Annotated in this window: 19 protein-coding genes and 8 tRNA genes; 10 read left to right on the plus strand and 17 right to left on the minus strand. The window is 65.8% G+C overall.

Translation table 11 applies throughout. The annotated features are described in order from the left end of the window. Position 1 precedes the first annotated feature (1 nt). From M3U25_RS14325 to M3U25_RS14365, 9 genes are all read right to left on the minus strand, one after another. A tRNA-Asp gene (locus M3U25_RS14325) sits at positions 2 to 75 on the minus strand. A gap of 117 nt (positions 76 to 192) precedes the next feature. Beyond that, positions 193 to 269 (minus strand) — tRNA-Asp (locus M3U25_RS14330). Between the two features lie 27 nt (positions 270 to 296). Continuing rightward, positions 297 to 371: transfer RNA gene (locus M3U25_RS14335), tRNA-Val, on the minus strand. Positions 372 to 382: 11 nt separating this feature from the next. Continuing rightward, positions 383 to 796 (minus strand): HU family DNA-binding protein, encoded by a 414-nt coding sequence (locus M3U25_RS14340; RefSeq protein WP_157835168.1) that lies wholly within the window; start codon positions 794 to 796, stop codon positions 383 to 385. 88 nt (positions 797 to 884) lie between these two features. Further along, positions 885 to 3353: an endopeptidase La gene (gene lon, locus M3U25_RS14345; protein WP_355500915.1), complete on the minus strand. Its 2469-nt coding sequence runs from the start codon at positions 3351 to 3353 to the stop codon at positions 885 to 887. A gap of 178 nt (positions 3354 to 3531) precedes the next feature. Beyond that, positions 3532 to 4818: an ATP-dependent Clp protease ATP-binding subunit ClpX gene (gene clpX, locus M3U25_RS14350; protein ID WP_184502510.1), complete on the minus strand. Its 1287-nt coding sequence runs from the start codon at positions 4816 to 4818 to the stop codon at positions 3532 to 3534. Between the two features lie 128 nt (positions 4819 to 4946). Next, complete coding sequence (clpP, locus tag M3U25_RS14355; protein WP_017907831.1) at positions 4947 to 5573, minus strand: ATP-dependent Clp endopeptidase proteolytic subunit ClpP; 627 nt, start codon at positions 5571 to 5573, stop codon at positions 4947 to 4949. Between the two features lie 141 nt (positions 5574 to 5714). Further along, the gene (gene tig / locus M3U25_RS14360) at positions 5715 to 7010 is read right to left on the minus strand and encodes a trigger factor (protein ID WP_184502511.1); all 1296 of its coding nucleotides are present in this window, start codon (positions 7008 to 7010) and stop codon (positions 5715 to 5717) included. Between the two features lie 190 nt (positions 7011 to 7200). Further along, positions 7201 to 7285: transfer RNA gene (locus M3U25_RS14365), tRNA-Leu, on the minus strand. Between the two features lie 481 nt (positions 7286 to 7766). Here M3U25_RS14365 and M3U25_RS14370 point away from each other — a divergent pair. The 4 genes from M3U25_RS14370 to M3U25_RS14385 all read left to right on the plus strand — a co-directional run bounded on the left by M3U25_RS14370 (position 7767) and on the right by M3U25_RS14385 (position 10523). Then, positions 7767 to 8522, plus strand: a complete 756-nt coding sequence (locus M3U25_RS14370) for a hypothetical protein (protein ID WP_355500909.1) — start codon at positions 7767 to 7769, stop codon at positions 8520 to 8522. Positions 8523 to 9020: 498 nt separating this feature from the next. Then, entirely contained in the window at positions 9021 to 9428 is a 408-nt protein-coding gene (locus M3U25_RS14375) for a type II toxin-antitoxin system RelE/ParE family toxin (RefSeq protein ID WP_355500906.1), read from the plus strand. After that, positions 9425 to 9967 carry a helix-turn-helix domain-containing protein gene (locus tag M3U25_RS14380; RefSeq protein WP_355500903.1) on the plus strand — a complete coding sequence of 181 codons (543 nt, stop codon included), beginning with the start codon at positions 9425 to 9427 and terminating at the stop codon, positions 9965 to 9967. The genes M3U25_RS14375 and M3U25_RS14380 overlap by 4 nt, the downstream gene beginning before the upstream one ends. Then, positions 9942 to 10523 carry a hypothetical protein gene (locus tag M3U25_RS14385; protein WP_355500900.1) on the plus strand — a complete coding sequence of 194 codons (582 nt, stop codon included), beginning with the start codon at positions 9942 to 9944 and terminating at the stop codon, positions 10521 to 10523. Before M3U25_RS14380 ends, M3U25_RS14385 begins: the two co-directional genes overlap by 26 nt. A gap of 92 nt (positions 10524 to 10615) precedes the next feature. Here M3U25_RS14385 and M3U25_RS14390 read toward each other — a convergent pair whose 3' ends face one another. The 5 genes from M3U25_RS14390 to M3U25_RS14410 all read right to left on the minus strand — a co-directional run bounded on the left by M3U25_RS14390 (position 10616) and on the right by M3U25_RS14410 (position 11449). Next, positions 10616 to 10759 carry a hypothetical protein gene (locus M3U25_RS14390; RefSeq protein WP_355500898.1) on the minus strand — a complete coding sequence of 48 codons (144 nt, stop codon included), beginning with the start codon at positions 10757 to 10759 and terminating at the stop codon, positions 10616 to 10618. 227 nt (positions 10760 to 10986) lie between these two features. Beyond that, positions 10987 to 11062 (minus strand) — tRNA-Lys (locus M3U25_RS14395). A gap of 76 nt (positions 11063 to 11138) precedes the next feature. After that, positions 11139 to 11215, minus strand: a tRNA-His gene (locus M3U25_RS14400). Positions 11216 to 11251: 36 nt separating this feature from the next. Next, positions 11252 to 11328 (minus strand) — tRNA-Arg (locus M3U25_RS14405). 44 nt (positions 11329 to 11372) lie between these two features. Next, positions 11373 to 11449 (minus strand) — tRNA-Pro (locus M3U25_RS14410). Positions 11450 to 11603: 154 nt separating this feature from the next. On the opposite strand from M3U25_RS14410, the gene M3U25_RS14415 reads away from it, so the two are divergent. Next, positions 11604 to 12404 (plus strand): Bax inhibitor-1/YccA family protein, encoded by an 801-nt coding sequence (locus M3U25_RS14415; RefSeq protein WP_355500895.1) that lies wholly within the window; start codon positions 11604 to 11606, stop codon positions 12402 to 12404. A 143-nt stretch (positions 12405 to 12547) separates the two neighbouring features. Here the strand turns inward: M3U25_RS14415 and M3U25_RS14420 are convergent, their stop codons facing one another. The 3 genes from M3U25_RS14420 to grxC all read right to left on the minus strand — a co-directional run bounded on the left by M3U25_RS14420 (position 12548) and on the right by grxC (position 14440). Continuing rightward, positions 12548 to 13555: an isocitrate dehydrogenase gene (locus M3U25_RS14420; protein ID WP_019797148.1), complete on the minus strand. Its 1008-nt coding sequence runs from the start codon at positions 13553 to 13555 to the stop codon at positions 12548 to 12550. 163 nt (positions 13556 to 13718) lie between these two features. Then, positions 13719 to 14132 (minus strand): carboxymuconolactone decarboxylase family protein, encoded by a 414-nt coding sequence (locus M3U25_RS14425; protein ID WP_355500892.1) that lies wholly within the window; start codon positions 14130 to 14132, stop codon positions 13719 to 13721. After that, complete coding sequence (gene grxC, locus M3U25_RS14430; protein WP_242160365.1) at positions 14129 to 14440, minus strand: glutaredoxin 3; 312 nt, start codon at positions 14438 to 14440, stop codon at positions 14129 to 14131. Before grxC ends, M3U25_RS14425 begins: the two co-directional genes overlap by 4 nt. Positions 14441 to 14589: 149 nt before the next feature. On the opposite strand from grxC, the gene M3U25_RS14435 reads away from it, so the two are divergent. The 5 genes from M3U25_RS14435 (at position 14590) to ppx (ending at position 22086) form a co-directional block, all read left to right on the plus strand. Further along, the gene (locus M3U25_RS14435) at positions 14590 to 16233 is read left to right on the plus strand and encodes a M48 family metalloprotease (protein ID WP_242160364.1); all 1644 of its coding nucleotides are present in this window, start codon (positions 14590 to 14592) and stop codon (positions 16231 to 16233) included. Between the two features lie 83 nt (positions 16234 to 16316). Further along, a complete protein-coding gene (gene phoB / locus M3U25_RS14440) occupies positions 16317 to 17006 on the plus strand; it encodes a phosphate regulon transcriptional regulator PhoB (RefSeq protein ID WP_160959358.1) in 690 nt (229 codons plus the stop codon). Positions 17007 to 17070: 64 nt separating this feature from the next. Then, positions 17071 to 18396, plus strand: coding sequence for a phosphate regulon sensor histidine kinase PhoR (phoR, locus tag M3U25_RS14445; RefSeq protein WP_242081641.1), 1326 nt, complete (start codon positions 17071 to 17073; stop codon positions 18394 to 18396). A gap of 11 nt (positions 18397 to 18407) precedes the next feature. Further along, positions 18408 to 20504 (plus strand): polyphosphate kinase 1, encoded by a 2097-nt coding sequence (ppk1, locus tag M3U25_RS14450; protein ID WP_242160363.1) that lies wholly within the window; start codon positions 18408 to 18410, stop codon positions 20502 to 20504. A gap of 55 nt (positions 20505 to 20559) precedes the next feature. Further along, complete coding sequence (gene ppx, locus M3U25_RS14455) at positions 20560 to 22086, plus strand: exopolyphosphatase (protein WP_355500884.1); 1527 nt, start codon at positions 20560 to 20562, stop codon at positions 22084 to 22086. Positions 22087 to 22228 lie beyond the last annotated feature (142 nt).

Consider the following 22228-nt stretch of genomic DNA (forward strand, 5'->3'; position numbering starts at 1 on the left):
GCGGAGTGGACGGGACTCGAACCCGCGACCTCCGGCGTGACAGGCCAGCATTCTAACCGACTGAACTACCACTCCGCGTTTGAACGGAGGCGGGCGCGAGGCCCGCTTTCCCGCAGCGGCCAGGCCAACGCTGGTGCGTGGCGGCGACTGCGAGAAACGAAACCCCCGATTGCTCGGGGGCTTCGGTACAACTGGCGGAGTGGACGGGACTCGAACCCGCGACCTCCGGCGTGACAGGCCAGCATTCTAACCGACTGAACTACCACTCCGCTTTTGAAACTTGTCGCTTGGTGCTCTGGTGGGTGCTGAGGGTTTCGAACCCCCGACCCTCTCCGTGTAAAGGAGACGCTCTACCGCTGAGCTAAGCACCCTAGCGAGTCGATTAGTTTACGGCATCCTTCAGCGCTTTACCAGCCTTGAACGTCGGATTCTTCGACGCGGCGATCTTGATGGAGTCGCCGGTCTTCGGGTTGCGGCCGGTGCGCTCGGCACGGTCGCGCACCTGGAAGGTGCCGAAGCCCACGAGCGTGACGCTGTCGCCCTTCTTCAGGGCCTTGGTCACTTCCGACACGAAGGCGTCGATGGCACGACCGGCTTCGGCCTTGGAAATATCGGCGGCAGCGGCGATCGCGTCGTTCAGTTCGGCTTTATTCATTTCTTGATGACTCCATGTGCGGCAGAAGACCGCGGATTGAGGATCGGGTGTCGGCGTGGCCTGCCTCGCCTGAGCGAGACCCCGATGGATATGTTTTGCACTACCAAGCACGCCCGTTCGCGGTGCTCGCAAGCGCTGCATTTATACCAGCGGGCCCATACCCGCGCAAGCCGAAAAGCCAACAACGGCGCGGGTTTGAGCCGTTTGCGCGGGTGCGGTTCAGCGCGCGTCAGTGCTTGACGCGCGGGTTCGAGGATGCTTTCTGCTTGCGCCGCGACGGTGCCTGTTCGGCATCGGCGGTAGGCTTCGGCGCAAGCGGACGCTCCAGCGCCAGATCCAGCACTTCGTCGATCCACTTCACCGGCACGATCTTCAGATCGCGGGTGACGTTCTCCGGGATGTCGGCCAGATCCTTGCGGTTCTCCTCCGGGATCAGCACGGTGCGGATGCCGCCGCGCAGCGCGGCCAGCAGCTTCTCCTTGAGGCCACCGATCGCCGAGACGCGGCCACGCAGGGTGATCTCGCCGGTCATCGCCACGTCCGCCTTCACCGGCACCTTGGTCAGCATCGACACCAGCGAGGTCACCATCGCGATGCCGGCGCTGGGTCCGTCCTTCGGCGTGGCGCCATCGGGCACGTGCAGATGCACGTCGTGCTTCTGCAGGAAATCCGCCTCGATGCCGAGCCGCTCGGCGCGCGAACGCACCACCGACAACGCCGCCGACGCCGATTCCTTCATCACGTCGCCGAGCTGGCCGGTCAGGATCACCGCGCCCTTGCCCGGGACCAGGGTCGATTCGATCTGCAGCAGATCGCCGCCGACCTCGGTCCAGGCCAGGCCGGTCACCAGGCCGATCTCGTTCTGCTCCTCGGCACGGCCGAAGTCGTAGCGACGCACGCCCAGGTACTTGTCCAGGTTCTTCGAGCCGACGACGACCCGCGCCTTGTCCTTGCGCACAGCGCCCTTCTTCGCCGCGACCTTCTTCGCCGGGGCTGCCGGCTGCGGACCGGCCAGGGCGATTTCCTTGACCACCTTGCGGCAGATCTTGGCCACTTCACGCTCGAGGTTGCGCACGCCGGATTCGCGCGTGTAGTAGCGCACGACGTCGCGGATCGCGTCGGCACCGATCTCCAGCTCATCCTGCTTCAGGCCATTGGCCTTGAGCTGCTTGGGCACCAGGTAGCGCGCGGCGATGTTGAGCTTCTCGTCCTCGGTGTAGCCGGGGATACGGATCACTTCCATGCGGTCCAGCAGCGGACCGGGGATGTTCAGCGAATTGGAAGTCGCCACGAACATCACTTCGGACAGGTCCAGGTCCACTTCCAGGTAGTGGTCGTTGAAGGCGTTGTTCTGCTCGGGGTCGAGCACTTCCAGCAGCGCCGAGGACGGATCGCCACGGAAGTCCATGGACATCTTGTCGATTTCGTCGAGCACGAACAGCGGATTCTTGCTGCCGACCTTGTTGAGGTTCTGCACGATGCGGCCCGGCATCGAGCCGACATAGGTACGGCGATGGCCACGGATCTCCGCCTCGTCGCGCACGCCGCCCAGCGACATGCGCACGAACTTGCGATTGGTCGCCTTGGCGATGGACTGGCCCAGCGAGGTCTTGCCCACGCCCGGCGGTCCGACCAGGCACAGGATCGGCCCCTTCATCTGCTTCACCCGCGACTGCACCGCGAGGTACTCGAGGATGCGGTCCTTGACCTTCTCCAGGCCGTAGTGATCGGCGTCGAGGGTTTCCTGCGCAACCTTGAGGTCCTTACGCACCTTGCTGCGCTTCTTCCACGGCACACCCAGCAGCCAGTCGAGGTAGTTGCGCACCACCGCGGCTTCGGCCGACATCGGCGACATCTGCTTGAGCTTGTTGAGTTCGGCCTTGGCCTTGGTCTCCACCGGCTTGGGCATGCCGGCCTCGGCGATCTTGCGCGCCAGCTCCTCCAGCTCGCCCGGCGCGTCGTCGAGGTCGCCCAGTTCCTTCTGGATCGCCTTCATCTGCTCGTTGAGGTAGTACTCGCGCTGGCTCTTCTCCATCTGCGACTTGACCCGGCCGCGGATGCGCTTCTCCAGCTGCTGCACGTCGATCTCGCCGTCGACCAGGCCGACCAGCATCTCCAGCCGCTCGCCCACTTCCAGCGTTTCCAGCAGGCGCTGCTTGTCGGCCAGGCGCACGCCGATGTGCGCGGCGATGGTGTCGGCCAGGCGGCCGGGCTCGTCGATGCCGGACAGGGTCTGCAGCAGTTCCGGCGGCAGCTTGCGGTTGGTCTTGACGTACTGCTCGAACAGCGACATCAGCGAGCGCGCGATCGCCTCGACCTCGCGCTCCTCGCGCGATTCGGCGGCATCGATCTCGCGGCCTTCGCCCTGCAGCGCGCCGTCGCGCTCGGCGACCTTGTCGACGCTGACGCGCGACAGGCCCTCGACCAGCACCTTGATGGTGCCGTCGGGCAGCTTCAGCAATTGCAGCACCTGCGCCAGCGTGCCGACGTTGTACAGGTCGGCCGCCGCCGGATCGTCGGTCTCGGCGGATTTCTGCGCGACCAGCAGGATGCGCTTGTCGGCCTCCATCGCGTGCTCGAGCGCGCGCATGGATTTGTCGCGACCGACGAACAGCGGGATGACCATGTGCGGGAAGACCACGACGTCGCGCAACGGCAGGACCGGCAGGTCGAGGACTTCGGATTGGGACTGGGCCATGAGGATTCCGATTTGGGAGGCGGGAACGCGATGCGGGCGGCCATAAAAACGCCGATGGCCCCGTTATGGGGCCATCGGCTGGACGATGCAAGGGGAGCGCAGAACCCCTTTATGTTTCAGCGACTTACCGGCAGGCCTGGGGCACGCGACGGGGTCGCCGCGCACCACCGGCCCGAGGTCACTCCGCGGAGGCGACCTTGGGCGGCGCCGGCGGGGTCTGGTAGATCAGGTAAGGCTCGGACTTGTGCTCGATCACCGACTCGTCCACCACCACCTTGCTGACGTTTTCCTGCGACGGCAGTTCATACATCGTGTCCAACAGCACCGACTCGACGATGGTGCGCAGGCCGCGCGCGCCGGTCTTGCGCTTGAGCGCCTTCTTGGCGATGGCCAGCAGCGCGTCCTGGCGGAACTCCAGCTCCACGCCTTCCATCTCGAACAGCTTCTTGAACTGCTTGGTGATGGCGTTCTTGGGCTCGGTGAGGATCTTGATCAGCGCCGGCTCGTCCAGCTCCTCGAGCGTGGCGACCACCGGCAGGCGGCCGACGAACTCGGGGATCAGACCGAACTTGATCAGGTCTTCCGGCTCGACGTCGGCCAGGATCTTGCCGACCTCGCGCTTGCGCTCGGCGCTCTTGACCTTGGCGCCGAAGCCGATGCCGCCAGCGTCGTTGGAGCGCTGCTGGATCACCTTGTCCAGGCCGGCAAACGCGCCGCCGCAGATGAACAGGATGTTCTTGGTGTCCACCTGCAGGAATTCCTGCTGCGGATGCTTGCGCCCGCCCTGCGGCGGCACCGAGGCGACCGTGCCTTCGATCAGCTTCAGCAGCGCCTGCTGCACGCCTTCGCCGGACACGTCGCGGGTGATCGACGGGTTCTCGCTCTTGCGCGAGATCTTGTCGATCTCGTCGATGTAGACGATGCCCTGCTGCGCCTTGTCGACGTCGTAGTCGCACTTCTGCAGCAGCTTCTGGATGATGTTCTCCACGTCCTCGCCGACGTAGCCGGCTTCGGTCAGCGTGGTCGCATCGGCGATGGTGAACGGCACGTTGAGCAGGCGCGCCAGCGTCTCGGCCAGCAGCGTCTTGCCCGAACCGGTCGGACCGACCAGCAGGATGTTGGACTTGGCCAGTTCGACCTCGTCGTTCTTCTGCCGGCTCTCGATGCGCTTGTAGTGGTTGTACACGGCCACGGCGAGCGTGCGCTTGGCGCGCTGCTGGCCGATCACGTACTGATCGAGCACCTCGAGGATCTCGCGCGGCTTGGGCAGGCTGCTGCGTGCCGACTGCGCCTTCTCCTCGAGCTCCTCGCGGATGATGTCGTTGCACAACTCGACGCATTCGTCGCAGATGAACACGCTGGGCCCGGCGATCAGCTTACGGACCTCGTGTTGACTCTTGCCGCAGAACGAGCAGTACAGGATCTTGTTGCTGTCGCCGGAACGGCCTTGCCGGTCTTCGCTCATTGCTTCGCTTACCCAGTTACCCCACCCGATGAACGGGGGTTCGATTTCGAGAATAGCACAGGGCCGGGAGGACGCTAGCCCGACCCCGGCCCTGCGGAATACGCTGCGTTTTGCAGTACATGCAAGCCTTATGCCGGCTGGATGGACTCGTCCGGGCGACGCTCCAGCACCTGGTCGACGAGGCCGTAGGCCTGCGCGTCGACGGCGCTCTTGAAGTTGTCGCGCTCGGTGTCGCGGGCGATGGTTTCCAGCGACTGGCCGGTGTGCTTGGCCAGGATTTCGTTCAGCCGCGCGCGCAGGGTCAGGATCTCGCGGGCGTGGATGTCGATGTCGGTGGCCTGGCCCTGGAAGCCGCCCAGCGGCTGGTGGATCATCACCCGCGAGTTCGGCAGCGCATAACGCTTGCCGGCCGCGCCCGACGCCAGCAGCAGCGCGCCCATCGAGGCGGCCTGGCCGACGCAGATGGTGCTCACGTCCGGCTTGATGTACTGCATGGTGTCGTAGATCGCCATGCCGGCAGTGACCACGCCGCCCGGCGAATTGATGTAGATGCTGATGTCCTTTTCCGGATTGTCCGCTTCCAGGAACAGCAGCTGGGCCACGATCACGTTGGCCATGTGGTCGTCGATCGGGCCGACCAGGAAGATCAGGCGCTCCTTCAACAGACGCGAATAGATGTCGTAGGCGCGCTCGCCGCGGCTGGTCTGCTCGACCACCATCGGAACCAGATTCAAGGCCTTGGTCACATTGTCCACGCGGTGATCTCCTGCTGCTCGGGGTCCGACCCTGCACGGGGGTGTACAGGGCTTCGCATCGTGTTGCACCCCGCCGCCGCGGGGAGGTGAAACGGGATCCGCGTTGCGCAGGCTGGCTGCGCAACGCGGTGGCGCGTCGTCTTATTGACGGATCGCGTCCTGGAACGACATCGCCTGCTCGGTGTGCTGGGCGCGCTCGGCGATCCAGTCGATCACCTGCTCTTCCATCACACGGCTCTGCAGTCCTCCCATCAATTGGGGATCGTTGCGGTACATCTCAATGACCTGCTCCGGCTCTTCGTAGGTCGAGGCGATCAGGCGCAGCGTCTCCGAGACCCGCTTCGGGTCCAGGCGCAGTTCGTTGCGGCGGGCGACCTCGCCGACCAGCAGGCCGACCAGCACGCGCTTGCGCGCCGCGTCCATGAAGCCCTGGTGGGCGTCCTCCGGCACCTGGCCCGGGTCACGGCCGGACCGGCGCAGTTGCTCGACCTGCTGCGCCAGCATGGCGCGCGCCTCGTTCTCGACCAGGCGCGGCGGCATTTCCACCGAGGCATAGGCGGCGATCAGTTGCTCGCCGACTTCGCGACGCAGGCGGTTCATCAGCGCGCCCTTGAGCTCGCGCTCCAGGTTGATGCGGATGTCCTTGCGGAACTGCTCGGCATCGCCGCTCTTCACGCCGAAGCTCTTGATGAACTCCTTGTCCACTTCCGGCAGCACCGGCGCGGCCACGTCGACTGCCTTCACGTGCACCTGGACCTGCTTGCCGGCGAACTGCGGCACGCGCCAGTCGGCCGGGAAGTCGACGGTCAGCGTCTTCTCTTCGTCCTTGGACAGGCCGATCAGGCCCTGTTCGATCGCCGGGAACATCACGCCCGAGCCGATCACGCTGCTGCCCTTCTCCACGCCTTCGGCCGGCAGGCGCTCGTCGCCGACCTGCGACCAGGTCTCCAGGGTCACCAGGTCGCCGTCCTGCGCCGGACGCGCGGCAGGCTGCCAGGTACGGCGCTGCAGGCGCAGGTTCTCGATCATCTGCTCGATGTCGGCATCGGTGACCTCGGCGGTGTGGCGGATCACCTGCAGCGTCGAGACGTCGATGTCGCCGAAGTCCGGCACCACTTCGAAGGTGGCCACGAACTGCAGTTCGTTGTCGCCGGCGCGGTCGATGCGCGGGTTGCCGGCCAGGCGCAGCTCATGCTCGCGCACGGCCGAGTCGAAGGTCTCGCGCAGCAGGCCGTCCAGCGCCTCGGCGCGGATCTGCGGCCCGAAGCGCTGCTCGATCACCTTGGCCGGAATCTTGCCCGGACGGAAGCCCTTGATCCGTGCGGTACGCGCGACTTCGCGCAGGCGGCCGCCGACATGGGTTTCCAGGCGATCCTCCGGCAGGGTGAAGGTCAGACGCCGTTCCAGGGTACCGGTGGTTTCGATCGAAGCTTGCATGTGGACTCCTGCCACCGGGAGCCCACGGCTCTCGGCACGATGTAGAAAAGTACGGGTTGGCGCGGGCACGGGACAGCCGCCGCAGCCGGATAGTTTCGCCTATTCCCGCGGCGCCTGCCAGCGCAGGGCCGGGCGGCCACCGTGGCGACGCCGAACCCACCATCGCCGCGAGGGGCCGCAGGGGGTTGGATGGTGCGAAAGAGGGGACTCGAACCCCTACGCCTTGCGGCACTGGTACCTAAAACCAGGGCGTCTACCAATTCCGCCACTTTCGCGCTGCGGCGCCGGAAGGCGCCCGCCGGCACATTGTTGCAGGCCGGCCGGCAAAGAAAAAGGCACCTGCCGGAGCAGGTGCCTTTCGTTTTGGTGGGCCGTCAAGGATTCGAATCTTGGACCTATGGATTAAGAATTAGCACTTGTTAGCTTACAAATCAAAGCCTTAGTTAAAGCAATTTTCCCAAACCCTCTTTATCAAGGCCCTGAACTCGCAAATTTTCCCGCGGCCTCAGAAGCCTTTCATGGCAACGCGGCACGCGCCCACTTATGCCGGTTCATCGCGCAGCTTGTAACGCCCGGTCGCCGGCACTTGGCATCGACCAAACTGCGCCGCTCGACCCGATAGCCACCACCGGCCAGCGGCAAGGACGCGAGAGGCGCACGACGCCTGCAGTCGCACAAGAGACTGCGACTGAGCCCTATCAAGCTTTTCGGCGTCCCCACTTCAGGCCTAAAGTGCGCTGAACAGTGGAGAACATCATGGCGGAAGCATCCAAGGGCTGGACTCGATTCGGTGTCTTCGTCGCGGGAGCTGGCGGAGTGCTTGGAATCGCAATCGCGTTGGTCCAGCTTTACGACCGAGTGACGAAGCCTTCTTCAGAAATCGTCGGCCTCGTGTCCGCGAACATGGCCAACTTGCCGCCGGATATCGTCCTCTCGGCGAGCGCGGCGCGCACCTCGATTCCAGTCGCGGTCGATGCGCTGGGAAACGAAGGCGAAGGATGGAGCCAGGCTGCTCTTGAGCGTCAGGCGAAGGCGCAGACTATGGTATTCGTATTAGTAATGAACAGGGGAACCCTGCCTGCGAACGGGGTAACGCTCACGCTTGATCCGGTCTTCACCGCCTCGGCGTTCACCGACGAAGATGGCCGACAGCATGTTCTTCAAGAACCAAGGCGCGTTTCGCTTGGGACCCTGCGGGCGGGCCAGGCAATTGGCGTGAGTAGCTGGACAACCACTAGGATTGTCGATATTCAACCAAGTCAGCTTTTGAAGCGAATTTCCCTCACCCATAACGACGGGATAGGAAGCCTCAAGATCGATGGCGGCGTCTGGGCAAACTTCATCGAGATCGAATCTGGCCGGCGTCAGCTATGGATTTCAATTCCGGTGATCATACTGTCTCTCCTCGGCGGCCTGTTTGCGATACGCCTTCGAGCGAAGGCAAGAGACCGTCATTTGAAAAGGCTGATTGAACTGCATCGCGCAGATGTCATCGACGGCGGCGGCGCATAGCAAAAGGGTCACCCGAAGGTGCCCCAGTTACCGCTACGGCCCCTAGGAGGGCGCTACGGAGGAGTCACCCGCGCAGGGAACGGCAGGGGCAGACACCCATCTGGAACCGCCGTGAGCGCCAACAGCGGCGCGCCCGGCCGTGGGACGCAGTGGCGCAGAAAAACAGGTGCATGAAGACCGCAGGGGTGGCGGGGCGACGACTGCGCGCGCTGGGCGCTGCATGAACCATCTGCGGATGGATACCCCAAACGCCGGCCTGGATGGCCTCGCTCCGAGCCCTTGATCCGGCTATCCCCTGAAGGCCGCGCCTTCACGACCATCGCGGCGGTCTTTGGGAAGCCGCACGGCAATGGCCATGCTTTGCTCGCGCGGTCGCTCGCTGCCCCCGTGTCGGCTAGGATTGGCGATCGAAGGCCCAAGCGGATCAAGGAATGAAGGGGGGCGCTTGACTTTTCGTAACGAAGCCAGTTGTAGAAAAATAACTCCAAGGTTATCCTGATGGCCTGGGTCGTTGAACTGCTCACCGAGGCCCAGGAATTTTTCGACGGACTCTCGGGAAATGAACAAATTAAGGTGGCTGGGGCGATGCAGCTCCTTGCGGCTCAGGGACCAACTCTGGGCCGTCCACACGTGGATCGCATACACGGTTCACGACACCACAACATGAAGGAGCTTCGTGTTCAGTGCGCGGACAAGCAGTTCCGCATCTTCTTTGCGTTCGACACAAAGCGTCGAGGGATCTTGCTCGTCGGCGGCGACAAGATCGCCTACGGTGTTGATGAGTTCTACGAGGAATTCATCCCCATTGCGGATGATCTACTTGATGCCCATCTAGACAAAACGAATGCGGCCGATATGGCCAGCAAAGTCGTCGCCAAGAAAACCAAGGGAAGAAGACAACAATGAGTACCATGCGCCTGGAAGATTTCCTGAGTGCACGCGGCCTTCAGGGCCACGCCGATGTGCAGCAAGCATTTCAAGATGCGCTGCGAAGCCTACCCTTGGCCGCGCTTCGGGAAGCTGCTGGCCTCACACAAAAAGAAATCGCCACGCAGCTTGGCAAGTCTCAAGCTGCGGTATCGAAGTTCGAGGGTCGCGGCGACTTCCTACTCTCCACCCTCTTTCAGTATGTGCAAGCTCTTAGCGGCACCGTTGATCTGAGCATTAGCTTGGGCCGCTCCAGCTTTACTCTTAGCCCAACGGAGGATGACGGAGACGTCTACTTCAGGCTGGCCCAAAAAGAGCTTGCTCCGGCTGCTGCAATCACGAAAAGAGAGGGCAGCGTTGCATACCTCTGGGCTCAGAGCCAAAACCTTGATTCGCGTCAATCAACCGCACGCAGATCCGGATACAGCTCCATGCCAAACCGCGCTGGGTATACCCAAGCTAATGAAGCACTGACGCAACTAGCAGCGAACGATGAAGCCGAGCCCATTGCAGCTTGACGCCCCTGAGTACACGATCGTCAGCGTACGAGCGATACCCGGCATTGGCCAAAGTGTCGTAGACGAGCCTCTACCGATCGTCGTCCGCGCCCAGGTCATGTACGACTCTGACGGATCCCATTTCGCCATGCTAAGCATCGATCAAAGCGATGACAGCAGGCCTTACGTAATCTCGTTGCAAGTTCTGGTCACCTTTCGCATCGACGTTGAAGGTTGCCGACAGGCCTACAAAAGCGCGTTCAACCCTGAGGTTGTAGCCGTAAACGTAGCGCGCATCCTCTACTCTGGTGCTCGAGAGATGCTGGCCCTAGTGTCCTCTCGCGCGCCATATGGCACAGCGCTACTCCCAAGCGTGATGCTGGAACCTTCTGACGTTGAGATGCTCTTTGAGACCGACAAGCTTGAAGATATCTTGCAGAAGAGCTTTGGGGTCGATCCCTCGATGATCGAAGCAGCTCGCGCCAAAGCAGAAGCAGTCGAAAGCTCCCGTAAGAAGGAGGCGCGAACGCTGGCGACAAAGAAGCCAGCCACCAAGCGGAAAACTGAAGCGAACTAAAAAAGAGAGGGGCCGCGCAAGCGGCCCTCTCTTTTGCCACCCCAAAATAGGGTTCGACTCGGCTCCGCGAGCCAGTTGGCGCACTCTATAGGTTACTGCGGCGGCTTAGTCTGCGGAGACTTGATCACATAGGAGGTGATGTATTCGCCGTTGCTGCCGTAGACGACCACGATGGTGGTGTTGGCGTCCCGGTACACCACGAGCGCCTGGCAGCGCATGATCGCCACGGCGCTCAAGGAGAAGGTGATCTAAGCCGAAACGCGGTTCGGCCCGCACGGCCTGAAGCATCGCGGCACCACCGACACCCCCGGCAACCGAGGCGACAAGCAAGACGCCGCGGGACGACCTGCCGCTGGTGCCGCCGCCCAAGCGTAAGTAGTGCATTCCCGGGTTATTTTTCCCGGCAATTTTCCCGGCGCATAGAAAAACAGCCACTTAGCTTGCGCTAAGTGGCTGTTTTGTTTGGTGGGCCGTCAAGGATTCGAACCTTGGACCTATTGATTAAGAGTCAACTGCTCTACCAACTGAGCTAACGGCCCTGAAACTGAGTCGCACATTCTATGTGCTTTTTTGCTTCGTTGCAACACCCCGCGAAGCATCGGGTCACGCAATCAATGGGGTGGCTGAGGGGACTCGAACCCCCGACATCTGGAATCACAATCCAGTACTCTAACCAACTGAGCTACAGCCACCATTGAAACCTTGCATCTCCCGCCCGGCGCCGGTGTTGGCGCGCCCGACAGGAATCGAACCTGTAACCGCCGGCTTAGAAGGCCGGTGCTCTATCCAGTTGAGCTACGGGCGCCCTGGCTGGATTGTCGCATTCCTTTCCGCCGTTGGACATCGGATTGGTCGGGGTAGAGGGATTCGAACCCCCGACATCCTGCTCCCAAAGCAGGCGCGCTACCAGACTGCGCTATACCCCGGCGGAACATCCCTCGCGGCCGAGGCCGGAAAGGTCGGCTATTGTGGGAAGCTTGCGGCCCGCTGTCAACGTCGCATGCACGCAACATCGCCTGCGCTATGCTCAAGCCTTGCCATCGGCATCGGCCGAACGCCTTTTTTGAAGGAGAAAACAGCATGCTTCGCAGCGGCAATCCCGCCCTGAAGGAATCCACCTTCCTCGATCTGCGCAGCGGCACCGTGGTCTCGCCCGGGAGCAGCCCGGTCGCCGCACGCGACAGCGGCGCAATGACACTGAACGGTACCGCCAACAAGACCGGCATCCTGCTGATGCTGACGGCGCTCACCGCCGCGTTCGCCTGGAGCCAGTCGGTCTCGATCGATGCCGCGGGCAACGCGATGATCGCCCCGGGCGTGGTCGGCTACGCGGCGGGCGGCCTGATCGGCGGCCTCATCCTGGCCCTGATCACGATCTTCAAGAAGGAATGGTCGCCGATCACCGCCCCGCTGTACGCGCTGGTGGAAGGCTTCTTCCTGGGATCGCTCTCGGCGATGTACGAAGTGCGCTTCAACGGCATCGTGCTGCAGGCGGTGATGCTGACCTTCGGCACCCTGTTCGCGATGCTGTTCGCCTACCGCAGCGGTCTGATCAAGGCCACCGAGAACTTCAAGCTGGGCGTGTTCGCGGCCACCGGCGGCATCGCCCTGGTGTACCTGGCGACCATGGTGCTGGGCCTGTTCAATATCCAAATTCCCTACATCCACGGCTCCGGCCCTATCGGCATCCTGTTCAGCCTCTTCGTGGTGGTGGTCGCGGCACTGAATCTGGTGACAGATTTCGACTTCATCGAGAGCGGCGTCGAACAGGGTGCGCCCAAGTACATGGAGTGGTACGGCGCGTTCGGCCTGATGGTCACCCTGGTGTGGCTGTATCTGGAGTTGCTGCGGTTGCTGTCGAAGCTGCAGTCGCGGAATTGACGCCGGGAGTCGGGAATCGGGATTGGGGAATCGTAAGAGCGACTCCCTTTGATCGATGAGCGCACCTGGTTTCAGACAACTTGCAAGCAAAAGAAAAGGGCGCCCTTGGGCGCCCTTTCTTCTTGTGCGATCTTCCGGTGCGCTCAGAGGCGGCCGGCGATGGCCTTGGCGAAGCCCATGGTGTTGCCGCTGCCGCCCAGGTCCGGGGTCAGCCCGTCCTTGGCTTCCAGGGTGGCGACGATGGCATTGCGCAGGCGCTCGGCGTTCTGCGGCTGGCCGATATGGTCCAGCAGCTGCGCAGCGCCCAGCAGCAGCGCACATGGGTTGGCCTTGCCCTGCCCGGCGATGTCCGGGGCCGAGCCGTGCACGGCTTCGAAGATCGCCGCGTCCACGCCGATGTTGGCACCCGGGGCTAGGCCCAGGCCGCCGACCAGGCCGGCGCACAGATCCGACAGGATGTCGCCGAACAGGTTGGTGGTGACGATGACGTCGAACTGCTCCGGGCGCATCACCAGCTGCATGCAGGCGTTGTCGACGATCATTTCCTGGAATTCGATCTCCGGGTAGTTCGCCGCCACTTCGCGCGCCACCTTCAGGAACAGGCCCGAGGTGGACTTGATGATGTTGGCCTTGTGCACCGCGGTGACCTTCTTGCGGCCGGTCGCGCGGGCCAGGTCGAAGGCGTAGCGGACGATGCGCTCGGAGCCCTTGCGGGTCACCTTGGCCATCGACAGCGCGGTCTCGCCGTCGGCGGACACTTCCTGGCCTTCGCTCAGGTAGGCACCTTCGGTGTTCTCGCGCACGGTGATCAGGTCCACGCCGGCGCCGAAGCGCGACTTGGTGTTCGGGAACGACTTGGCCGGACGCACGTTGGCGTACAGGTCGAACTGGCGGCGCATGGCCACGTTGATCGAGCTGAAGCCCTCGCCCACCGGCGTGGTCAGCGGGCTCTTCAGCGCCACCTTGTTCTTGCGGATCGACTCCAGCGTGGCGGCCGGCAGCAGGTCGCCGTGCTTCTCCAGCGCCACCAGGCCCGCGTCGGCGTATTCGTAGGTGAGGCCGGCGTTCAGCGCGTCGAGCACGAACAGCGTGGCGTCCATGATCTCCGGGCCGATGCCATCGCCACGGATGACCGTGATTGTCTGCGTCATAGGGTTGCGGTTTCCGTACAAGAAGGGGGAGCGCCGCCCGGGAGCCGGGGCTGCAGGCGCAAGGAGGTTTCAGCGGTAATTATGCCCGAAGCCGGTGAAGGCGCCCAAAACCGGGCAGCCTTCGGCAACCGGCGCCGGCGGCCGCCGGCCGACCGGGGCAGGCTCAGTCGTGCGCGTGCTGCGCCGGGGCGGCGGCCTCGCCGGCCTCCAGCGTGTCGAGGAAGTCCACGGCGCGGCGCAGGTGCGGGATCACGATCGATCCGCCGACCACCAGGCCCACCGAGAAGGTCTCGAAGAACTCCTCGCGGCTGACCCCGGCCTCCTTGCACTGGGCCACGTGGTAGCTGATGCAGTCGTCGCAGCGCAGCACCAGCGAGGCGACCAGGCCGAGCAGCTCCTTGGTCTTCACGTCCAGCGCGCCGGCCTGGTAGGTCTGGGTATCCAGCGCGAAGAAGCGCCGCACCACCTGGTTCGGCTCGGCCAGGATGCGCTGGTTCATGCGCTGGCGGAACTCGGTGAACGCGCGGACCCGGTCCTGCCCGGCCGCACCGCCCTCGCCCGTCGCGGCGCCGCTCATGCCTGCGCCTCCGGGGCGTGGCCGTCGAGCAGCGGCTCCAGCTTGCCGGCGCGGTGCAGCGCCATCATGTCGTCGTAGCCGCCGACATGGACGTCGCCGACGAAGATCTGCGGCACGCTGGTGCGCCGCGCCAGGGCGACCATCTTCTCGCGCTCGGCCGGATCCAGGTCGATCCGCACCTCGTTCCAGGTCCGGCCCTTGCTCTTGAGGAAGTTCTTGGCCGCCACGCAGTACGGGCAGATCGCGGTGGAATAGAGGGTGATCGGCGCGCCGCCGGCGTGGCCGGTGTCGGCAGTTGGGTTGTCCACGGGAAACTCCGGGCGGTGTAGAAGGTCCAAGCCACTATGGTAGCGGCCGGGTGGATTTTCGAGGCCGCTGCCGCAACACTGCGAATCATCCCGGATTCACCGTCGTCCCGGACGCTCCCCGGCGTCCGCCAGCCCTCTTGGAGCCCGTCTTGCGCCTGCTGCCGCTCGCCTTCGCGATCACCCTGGCCACCGCCTGCGCCGTGGCGCCGGCCCAGGAGAACAAGCTGCCGGACATCGGCTCCTCGGCCGGCGAGCTGCTGACCCCGGCGCGCCAGGCCGAGTACGGCAAGATGATGCTGGCCGAACTGCGCAGCTACGGCTACGTGCTCGAGGACCCGCTGATCGACGACTGGCTGCAGACCATGGGCACCCGGCTCGGCGCCAACAGCGACCAGCCGCAGCAGAAATTCACCTTCTTCATGCTGCGCGACCGCCAGATCAACGCCTTCGCCACCCTCGGCGGCTACGTCGCGGTCAACGCCGGCCTGGTACTGACCGCCGAGCGCGAGGACGAGGTGGCCGCGGTGCTGTCGCACGAAATCGCCCACGTCACCCAGCAGCACGTGCTGCGCGGGGTGGAGCGGGCGCAGCGCGACCAGATCCCGATCCTGCTCGGCATGCTCGCCGCGGTGGTCGCGGCGCAGCAGGCCGGCGGGCGCTCCAGCGGCGACGCCACCCAGGCGGCGATCGCCAGCGGCCTGGGGCTGATGCAGCAGCGGCAGATCGACTACACCCGCTCCAACGAATCCGAAGCCGACCGTCTGGGCATCCGCACCCTGGCGCGCAGCGGCTACGACGTCGATGCGATGGCGGGCTTCTTCGAGCGCATGTCGCTGGCGATGCGCGGCAACCAGGGCGGCTACAGCACCCCGGACTTCCTGATGACCCACCCGGTCACCACCACCCGCATCAGCGAGGCGCGCGAGCGCGCCGAGCAGATGAAGAAGAACACCCTGACCGTGACCACCAGCGTGCCCGGCGGCACCCTGCAGGAGCGGGTCGATCCGAACGACGTGTCGCTGAGCCAGCCGCTGGGCGCGCCCAGCAACCCGCTGCTGCCGGGTGGCCTGCAGTTGCCGTTCGCCAACTACGCGCGCGGCCCCAGCGGCCAGTTCGAATGGGCCCGCGAGCGGTTGCGGGTGTTCAGCGCCAACACCCCGGCCGATGCGATCCGCGAGTACGAGGGCCTGCGCCAGGGCAGCAAGCAGGGCCTGAGCGATGCCCAGCGCTACGGCCTGGCGCTGGCGCGGCTGCGTGCCGGTGGCGCCGCGCAGGACGTCGCGCAGACGCTGGAGGGCCTGCTGCAGGCGCACCCGGACAACTGGTGGCTGACCGTGGCGGTCGCCGAGGCCGAGGCCAAGGCCGGCCGCAGCCAGGCCGCCGACCAGCGCTTCGAGGCGCTGGTCAAGCGCATGCCCAGCAACCGGGCGGTGGCGCTGAGCTATGCGAGCGCCCTCAACGAGCAGGGCGGCCGCCAGGCCGGCCAGCGCGCCCAGGCGGTGCTGCGGCCGCTGCTCGGCGCGGCCGCGGAGGACCCGGTGTTCCAGCGCACCTTCGCCCGCGCCTGCGAACTGGCCGGCGACGACACCCGCGCCGGCGAGGCCTACGCCGAGGCGGCCTATCTGAACGGGCATCCGGAGCAGGCCCTGATCCAGCTCAACAACCTCAAGAAGCGCAGCGACCTGGACTACGTGGCGCGCGCGCGCATCGACGCGCGCATCGCCGCGATCACCCCGACCGTGCTGGAACTGCGCCGCCAGGGCGTGCAGGACCCGGACATGCAACGGCGCTGAAACGCGCCCATGGCAGGCGTCACTTAAACGTAATAAAACCGTAGTCTACTGGCGACCTTCCTCCCCAGTTCCACGGTGCCGTTGTGCAGAAACGCATCCTGATCGTCGACGATGAACCGGCCATCCGCGACATGGTCGCGTTCGCCCTGCGCAAGGGCGACTTCGAGCCGGTGCATGCCGGCGATGCCCGCGAGGCGCAGACCTCGATCGCCGACCGGGTCCCGGACCTGATCCTGCTGGACTGGATGCTGCCCGGCACCAGCGGCCTGGAGCTGGCCCGGCGCTGGCGCAAGGATGCGATGACCCGCGAAGTGCCGATCATCATGCTCACCGCCCGCGGCGAGGAGAACGATCGCGTCGGCGGTCTGGAAGCCGGCGTCGACGACTACGTGGTCAAGCCGTTCTCCGCGCGCGAGCTGCTGGCGCGGATCCGCGCGGTGATGCGCCGCACCCGCGAGGACGACGAGGACGGCAGCGTCTCGGTCGGCAGCCTGCGCATCGACGGCGCCGCGCACCGGGTGTTCGCCGGCGAGGCGCCGGTGCCGATCGGCCCGACCGAGTACCGCCTGCTGCACTTCTTCATGACCCATCCCGAGCGCGTGTACAGCCGCGCGCAGCTGCTCGACCACGTCTGGGGCGGCAGCGTGTACGTGGAAGAGCGCACCATCGACGTGCACATCCGTCGCCTGCGCAAGACGCTGGAGCCGTTCGCGGTGGAAAACATGGTGCAGACCGTCCGCGGGTCCGGCTATCGCTTCTCTGCGTCCATCTGACCGCCGGCCGCGCCTGCTATAACGGCGGACGGATCACGATCCTTTGCGACAGAGTGCGTTCCCGATGCCCCGCCACATCCGATCCGCCTGGTTGAAGACCCTCGGCACGCTCGCCGGCCTGCTGTTGCTGGCGTTGCTGGTCGGCTGGATCGGCGGCCACGTGTGGATGGCGCTGACCCTGATGTCGCTGGGGGTGATGGGCTGGCACTACTGGCGGCTGCGGCGCGTGCTGCGGCGGCTGACCGCACGCCAGCGCTGGGAGCCGCCGGCCGGCACCGGGGTGTGGAACGAGCTGGACCGGCTGCTGTACCGCAGCCAGGCGGAAATGCGCGTGCGCAAGCGGCGCCTGCTGGACATGCTGCGCGCCTACCGTGCCGCCGCCGCGGCGCTGCCCGACGCGGTGGTGGTGGTGGACCGCAACAGCCAGCGCATCCAGTGGTTCAACGAGGCGGCCGGCACCCTGCTCGGCCTGCGCCATCCCGGCGACCTCGGCGCACCGGTGGTGGAGCGGCTGCAGCCGATGCCGCTGGCGCACTGGCTCAGCGCCGGCCGCAACGCCGAGCCGATGCTGGACATGCCCTCGCCGGTCGACGAGCGCCTGCGCCTGAACCTGCGCCTGATCCCCTATTCCGAGGACCACTGGCTGCTGGTCGCGCGCGACGTCAGCAAGCTGCTGCAACTGGAGCAGGTGCGCCGCGATTTCGTCGCCAACGTCTCGCACGAACTGCGCACGCCGCTGACCGTGGTGCATGGCTACCTGGACATGCTGGACCCGGAGGACTTTCCGGATTCGGGGCCGATGATCGCCGAGATGCGCAAGCAGTCGCAGCGCATGACCCAACTGGTCGAGGACCTGCTGACCCTGTCGCGGCTGGAATCGCAGGAACACGCCAACGAGGAGTCGATCGCGATGGCGCCGATGCTGGCCACGCTGCGCCGCGAGGCCGAAGCGCACAGCCAGGGCCGGCACCGCATCGAGGTCCACGACGAGGCCGATTGCGACCTGGTCGGCTCCAACAAGGAACTGCACAGCGCCTTCTCCAACCTGGTCACCAACGCGGTGCGCTACACCGCGGCCGGCGGCACCATCCGCATCCGCTTCGCCCGCGAAGGCGACGGTGCGGTGCTGTCGGTGCGCGACAGCGGCTACGGCATTCCCGCGCATCACCTGCCGCGGATCACCGAGCGCTTCTACCGCGTCTCCAGCAGCCGCTCGCGCGAGAGCGGCGGCACCGGCCTGGGCCTGTCGATCGTCAAGCACGTGCTCGGCCTGCACCAGGCGCGGCTGGAGATCGAGAGCGAAGTCGGCAAGGGCAGCACCTTCTCCTGCCACTTCGGTGCCGGGCGCGTGCATCCGCGGCACGACCATGCCACCCTGACCTCCGTCTAACGAGTACCGCCATGCCACGCGCCGCCGCCCTGCCGCCCACGCCGCCACCGGACGTTCCCAGCGACCCGCTGCGCGACCCTGCGCTGTACCTCAACCGCGAACTGTCGCAACTGGACTTCAATTTCCGGGTGCTGGCGCAGGCGCAGGATCCGCAGGTGCCGTTGCTGGAGCGGCTGCGCTTCCTGTGCATCTCCTGCACCAATCTCGACGAGTTCTTCGAGATCCGCGCCGCCACCGTGCGCCATGCCCAGGAATTCGGGCTGCCGCCGGCGCCGGACGGCATGAGCCCCAACGCCATCCTCAACGCGATCCACGACCGCGCCGCGCAACTGGTCGACCAGCAGTACCGCTGCTGGAACGAGGTGCTGCGCCCGGCGCTGAAGGACGCCGGCATCGGCGTGCTCGGCCGGCACTCCTGGAACGCGCGGCAGAAGCGCTGGCTGCGCGCCTACTTCCGCAACGAGATCATGCCGGTGCTGTCGCCGCTGGGCCTGGATCCGGCGCATCCGTTCCCGAAGATCCTCAACAAGTCGCTGAACATCGTGGTTGTGCTCAAGGGCACCGACGCGTTCGGCCGCGTCGGCCACCTGGCGATCGTGCGCGCGCCGCGCTCGTTGCCGCGCATCATCCAGTTGCCGGAAAGCCTGTCCGAGGGCGGCCAGAGTTTCGTGTTCCTGTCCTCGGTGCTGTCCACCTTCGTCGACGAGCTGTTCCCGGGCATGGAGGTGATGGGCTCCTACCAGTTCCGCGTCACCCGCAACTCGGAACTGGTGGTGGACGAGGAGGAAGTGGAGAACCTGGCGCTGGCGCTGCGCGACGAACTGGTCAACCGCGGCTATCGGCCGGCGGTGCGGCTGGAGATCGCCGAGGATTGTCCGAAGTCGATCGTGCGCACCCTGCTGCAGAACTTCGAACTGCCGGAGAATGCGGTCTACCGGATCAACGGCCCGGTCAACCTGAGCCGGGTCAACCAGGTCTACGACCTGGTGCAGCGCCCGGACCTGAAGTATCCGCCGATGAACCCGCGCACCCTGCGCGACAGCGAAGGCATCTTCGAGATCGCCGCCGCCGGCGACGTGCTGCTGCACCATCCGTTCGACGCCTTCACCGCGGTGCTGGACCTGATCAAGCAGGCCGCGATCGACCCCAACGTACTGGCGATCAAGCAGACCCTGTACCGCACCGGCAAGGATTCGGCGATCGTCGATGCGCTGGTGCTGGCCGCGCGCAACGGCAAGGACGTCACCGTGGTGGTGGAGCTGCGCGCGCGCTTCGACGAAGAGGCCAACCTGGGCCTGGCCGATCGCCTGCAGGAAGCCGGCGTGCAGGTGGTGTACGGCGTGGTCGGCTACAAGACCCACGCCAAGATGCTGCTGATCGTGCGCCGCGAGGGCCGCAAGCTGCGCCGCTACGTGCACCTGGGCACCGGCAACTACCACAGCGGGACCGCGCGCGCCTACACCGACCTGAGCCTGATCACCGCCGACGTGGACATCGGCAACGACGTGCACCTGCTGTTCCAGCAGTTGTCCGGCCTGGCGCCGAAGATCCGCCTCAAGCGCCTGCTGCAATCGCCCTTCACCCTGCACCCGGGCGTGCTGCACCGGATCGAACGCGAGACCAAGCTGGCGCATGCCGGCCGCCCGGGCCGCATCATCGCCAAGATGAACGCGCTCAACGAGCCGCAGGTGATCCGTGCGCTGTACGCGGCCTCGCAGGCCGGCGTGAAGATCGACCTGATCGTGCGCGGCGCCTGCACCCTGCGCCCCGGCGTGCCGGGCGTGTCCGACAACATCCGGGTGCGCTCGATCGTCGGTCGTTTCCTCGAGCACAGCCGGGTCTACTGGTTCGGCAACGACGGTGCGCCGGAACTGTTCTGCGCCAGCGCCGACTGGCTGGAGCGCAACCTGCTGCGACGCGTGGAGACCGGCTTCCCGATCCTCGATCCGGACCTGGTCAAGCGCATCCACCGCGAGGTGCTGCAGAACTACCTGGCGGACAATCTCAACGCCTGGGAACTGAACGCCGACGGCAATTACCGCAAGCTGGCGCCGGGCCAGGACCAACCGCCGCATTCGGCGCAGTTGGCCCTGCTCGACGGGCTCTGAGCGCAGCGCGGCGCCGTCTCCACGGCGTGCGCCGCGCATCGGCTACCATTCCGCCATGCCTGCCACCTCCCCCACTCATCCGCCGCTGCGCGACGGCGACCTGCTGGCCGCCATCGACCTGGGTTCCAACAGTTTCCACATGGTCATCGCCCGCTATCAGCTCGGGCAGTTGCGGGTGGTGGACCGCCTGCGCGAGACCGTGCGCATGGCCGACGGCCTGGACAACAAGGGCGGGCTGTCCGCCGAGGCGCGGCAGCGCGCGCTGGAATGCCTGGCGCGCTTCGGCCAGCGCATCCGCGACCTGCCCTCGCTGCGCGTGCGCGCGCTGGCCACCAACACCGTGCGCCAGCTGCGCTCGCCGCAGACCTTTCTGATTCCCGGCGAAACCGCGCTGGGCCATCCGATCGAAGTGGTCAGCGGCCGCGAGGAAGCGCGCCTGATCTACCTGGGCGTGGCCCACGCGCAACCGCCCAAGCCGGACCAGCGGCGCCTGGTGATCGACATCGGCGGCGGCTCCACCGAGTTCATCATCGGCAGCGGCTTCCAGACCCTGGAACGCGAGAGCCTGCAGGCCGGCTGCATCGCCAGCACGCGGCGCTTCTTCCCCGGCGGCAAGCTGTCCAAGAAGAAGTGGAAGGACGCACTGACCGAGATCGGCGCCGAGTTCCAGCAGTTCGCCGGACAGTACCGGGCGCTGGGCTGGCACGAGGCGCTGGGTTCGTCCGGCACGCACAAGGCGATCGGCGAGATCTGCGCGGCGATGAAGCTGACCAAGGGCGCGATCACCGCCGAGGCGCTGCCGCAACTGCGCGAGCGCCTGCTGCTGGCCAAGCGCATCGAGGACATCGACCTGCCGGGCCTGTCCGCCGACCGCCGGCCGATCATCGCCGGTGGCGTGCTGGTGCTGGAAGCGGCATTCCAGGCGCTGGGCCTGCAACGGCTGATGGTGAGCAAGGCGGCCATGCGCGAAGGCATCCTCTACGACATGCTCGGCCGCGGCGGCCAGAACGATCCGCGCGAGAGCGCGATCGCCGCGCTGACCCGGCGCTACGGCATCGACGAGGCGCAGGCCGCGCGCGTGGAGCACACCGCCATGGCGCTGTTCGAACAGGTCGCCGGCGACTGGGCGCTGGATGCCGACGACGGCCGCATGCTCAGCTGGGCCGCGCGCCTGCACGAACTCGGCCAGGCCATCGCGCACAGCCAGTACCACGTGCATGGCGCCTACGTGCTGGAGCATTCGGACATCGCCGGCTTCTCGCGGCAGGAGCAGCAGGTGCTGGCCACGCTGGTACGCACGCACCGTCGCAACGTGGCCAAGACTGCCTTCGACGCGCTGCCCGACCGCCTGCTGCTCAGCGCCAAGCGCAAGGCCGCGCTACTGCGCCTGGCGGTGCTGCTGCACCGCGCGCACGAGGCCGACCCGATCCCGGCGCTGGAACTGAAGGCCGATGGCGCCAACCTGCACCTGATCCTGTCGCAGCCGTGGATCGAATCGCGGCCGCTGCAGCGCGCCGACCTGATCGGCGAGGTCGAGGGCATGGCGGGGCTGGGGATCAATTTCCGGCCGTTTGTGGCTTGAAAGCCGGGATTGGGGAATCGGGAATGGGGATTGGGTGGTTCGCTTGAGCTGAAGCGGTACGGGTAAGGCTTCGCTCGCCTGCGGGCGCTGCGCCTGGTCGCCCGGTGGTTCAAGCGCGGATGAATGCCTGGCGGGGGCGTCA

It is taken from the genome of Xanthomonas sp. PPL134, assembly GCF_040595915.1.
GTDB lineage: Bacteria > Pseudomonadota > Gammaproteobacteria > Xanthomonadales > Xanthomonadaceae > Xanthomonas_A > Xanthomonas_A indica.

Coding starts and splice junctions, on each gene's coding strand:
- M3U25_RS14385 (WP_355500900.1), top strand. CDS start 9,942: ATGAAGCCGAGCCCATTGCAGCTTGACGCCCCTGAGTACACGATCGTC.
- M3U25_RS14380 (WP_355500903.1), top strand. CDS start 9,425: ATGAGTACCATGCGCCTGGAAGATTTCCTGAGTGCACGCGGCCTTCAG.
- ppx (WP_355500884.1), top strand. CDS start 20,560: ATGCCTGCCACCTCCCCCACTCATCCGCCGCTGCGCGACGGCGACCTG.
- clpX (WP_184502510.1), bottom strand. CDS start 4,818: ATGAGCGAAGACCGGCAAGGCCGTTCCGGCGACAGCAACAAGATCCTG.
- M3U25_RS14340 (WP_157835168.1), bottom strand. CDS start 796: ATGCAGCGCTTGCGAGCACCGCGAACGGGCGTGCTTGGTAGTGCAAAA.
- ppk1 (WP_242160363.1), top strand. CDS start 18,408: ATGCCACGCGCCGCCGCCCTGCCGCCCACGCCGCCACCGGACGTTCCC.
- phoR (WP_242081641.1), top strand. CDS start 17,071: ATGCCCCGCCACATCCGATCCGCCTGGTTGAAGACCCTCGGCACGCTC.
- M3U25_RS14375 (WP_355500906.1), top strand. CDS start 9,021: ATGGCCTGGGTCGTTGAACTGCTCACCGAGGCCCAGGAATTTTTCGAC.
- M3U25_RS14420 (WP_019797148.1), bottom strand. CDS start 13,555: ATGACGCAGACAATCACGGTCATCCGTGGCGATGGCATCGGCCCGGAG.
- lon (WP_355500915.1), bottom strand. CDS start 3,353: ATGGCCCAGTCCCAATCCGAAGTCCTCGACCTGCCGGTCCTGCCGTTG.
- tig (WP_184502511.1), bottom strand. CDS start 7,010: ATGCAAGCTTCGATCGAAACCACCGGTACCCTGGAACGGCGTCTGACC.
- M3U25_RS14370 (WP_355500909.1), top strand. CDS start 7,767: ATGGCGGAAGCATCCAAGGGCTGGACTCGATTCGGTGTCTTCGTCGCG.
- M3U25_RS14425 (WP_355500892.1), bottom strand. CDS start 14,132: ATGAGCGGCGCCGCGACGGGCGAGGGCGGTGCGGCCGGGCAGGACCGG.
- M3U25_RS14415 (WP_355500895.1), top strand. CDS start 11,604: ATGCTTCGCAGCGGCAATCCCGCCCTGAAGGAATCCACCTTCCTCGAT.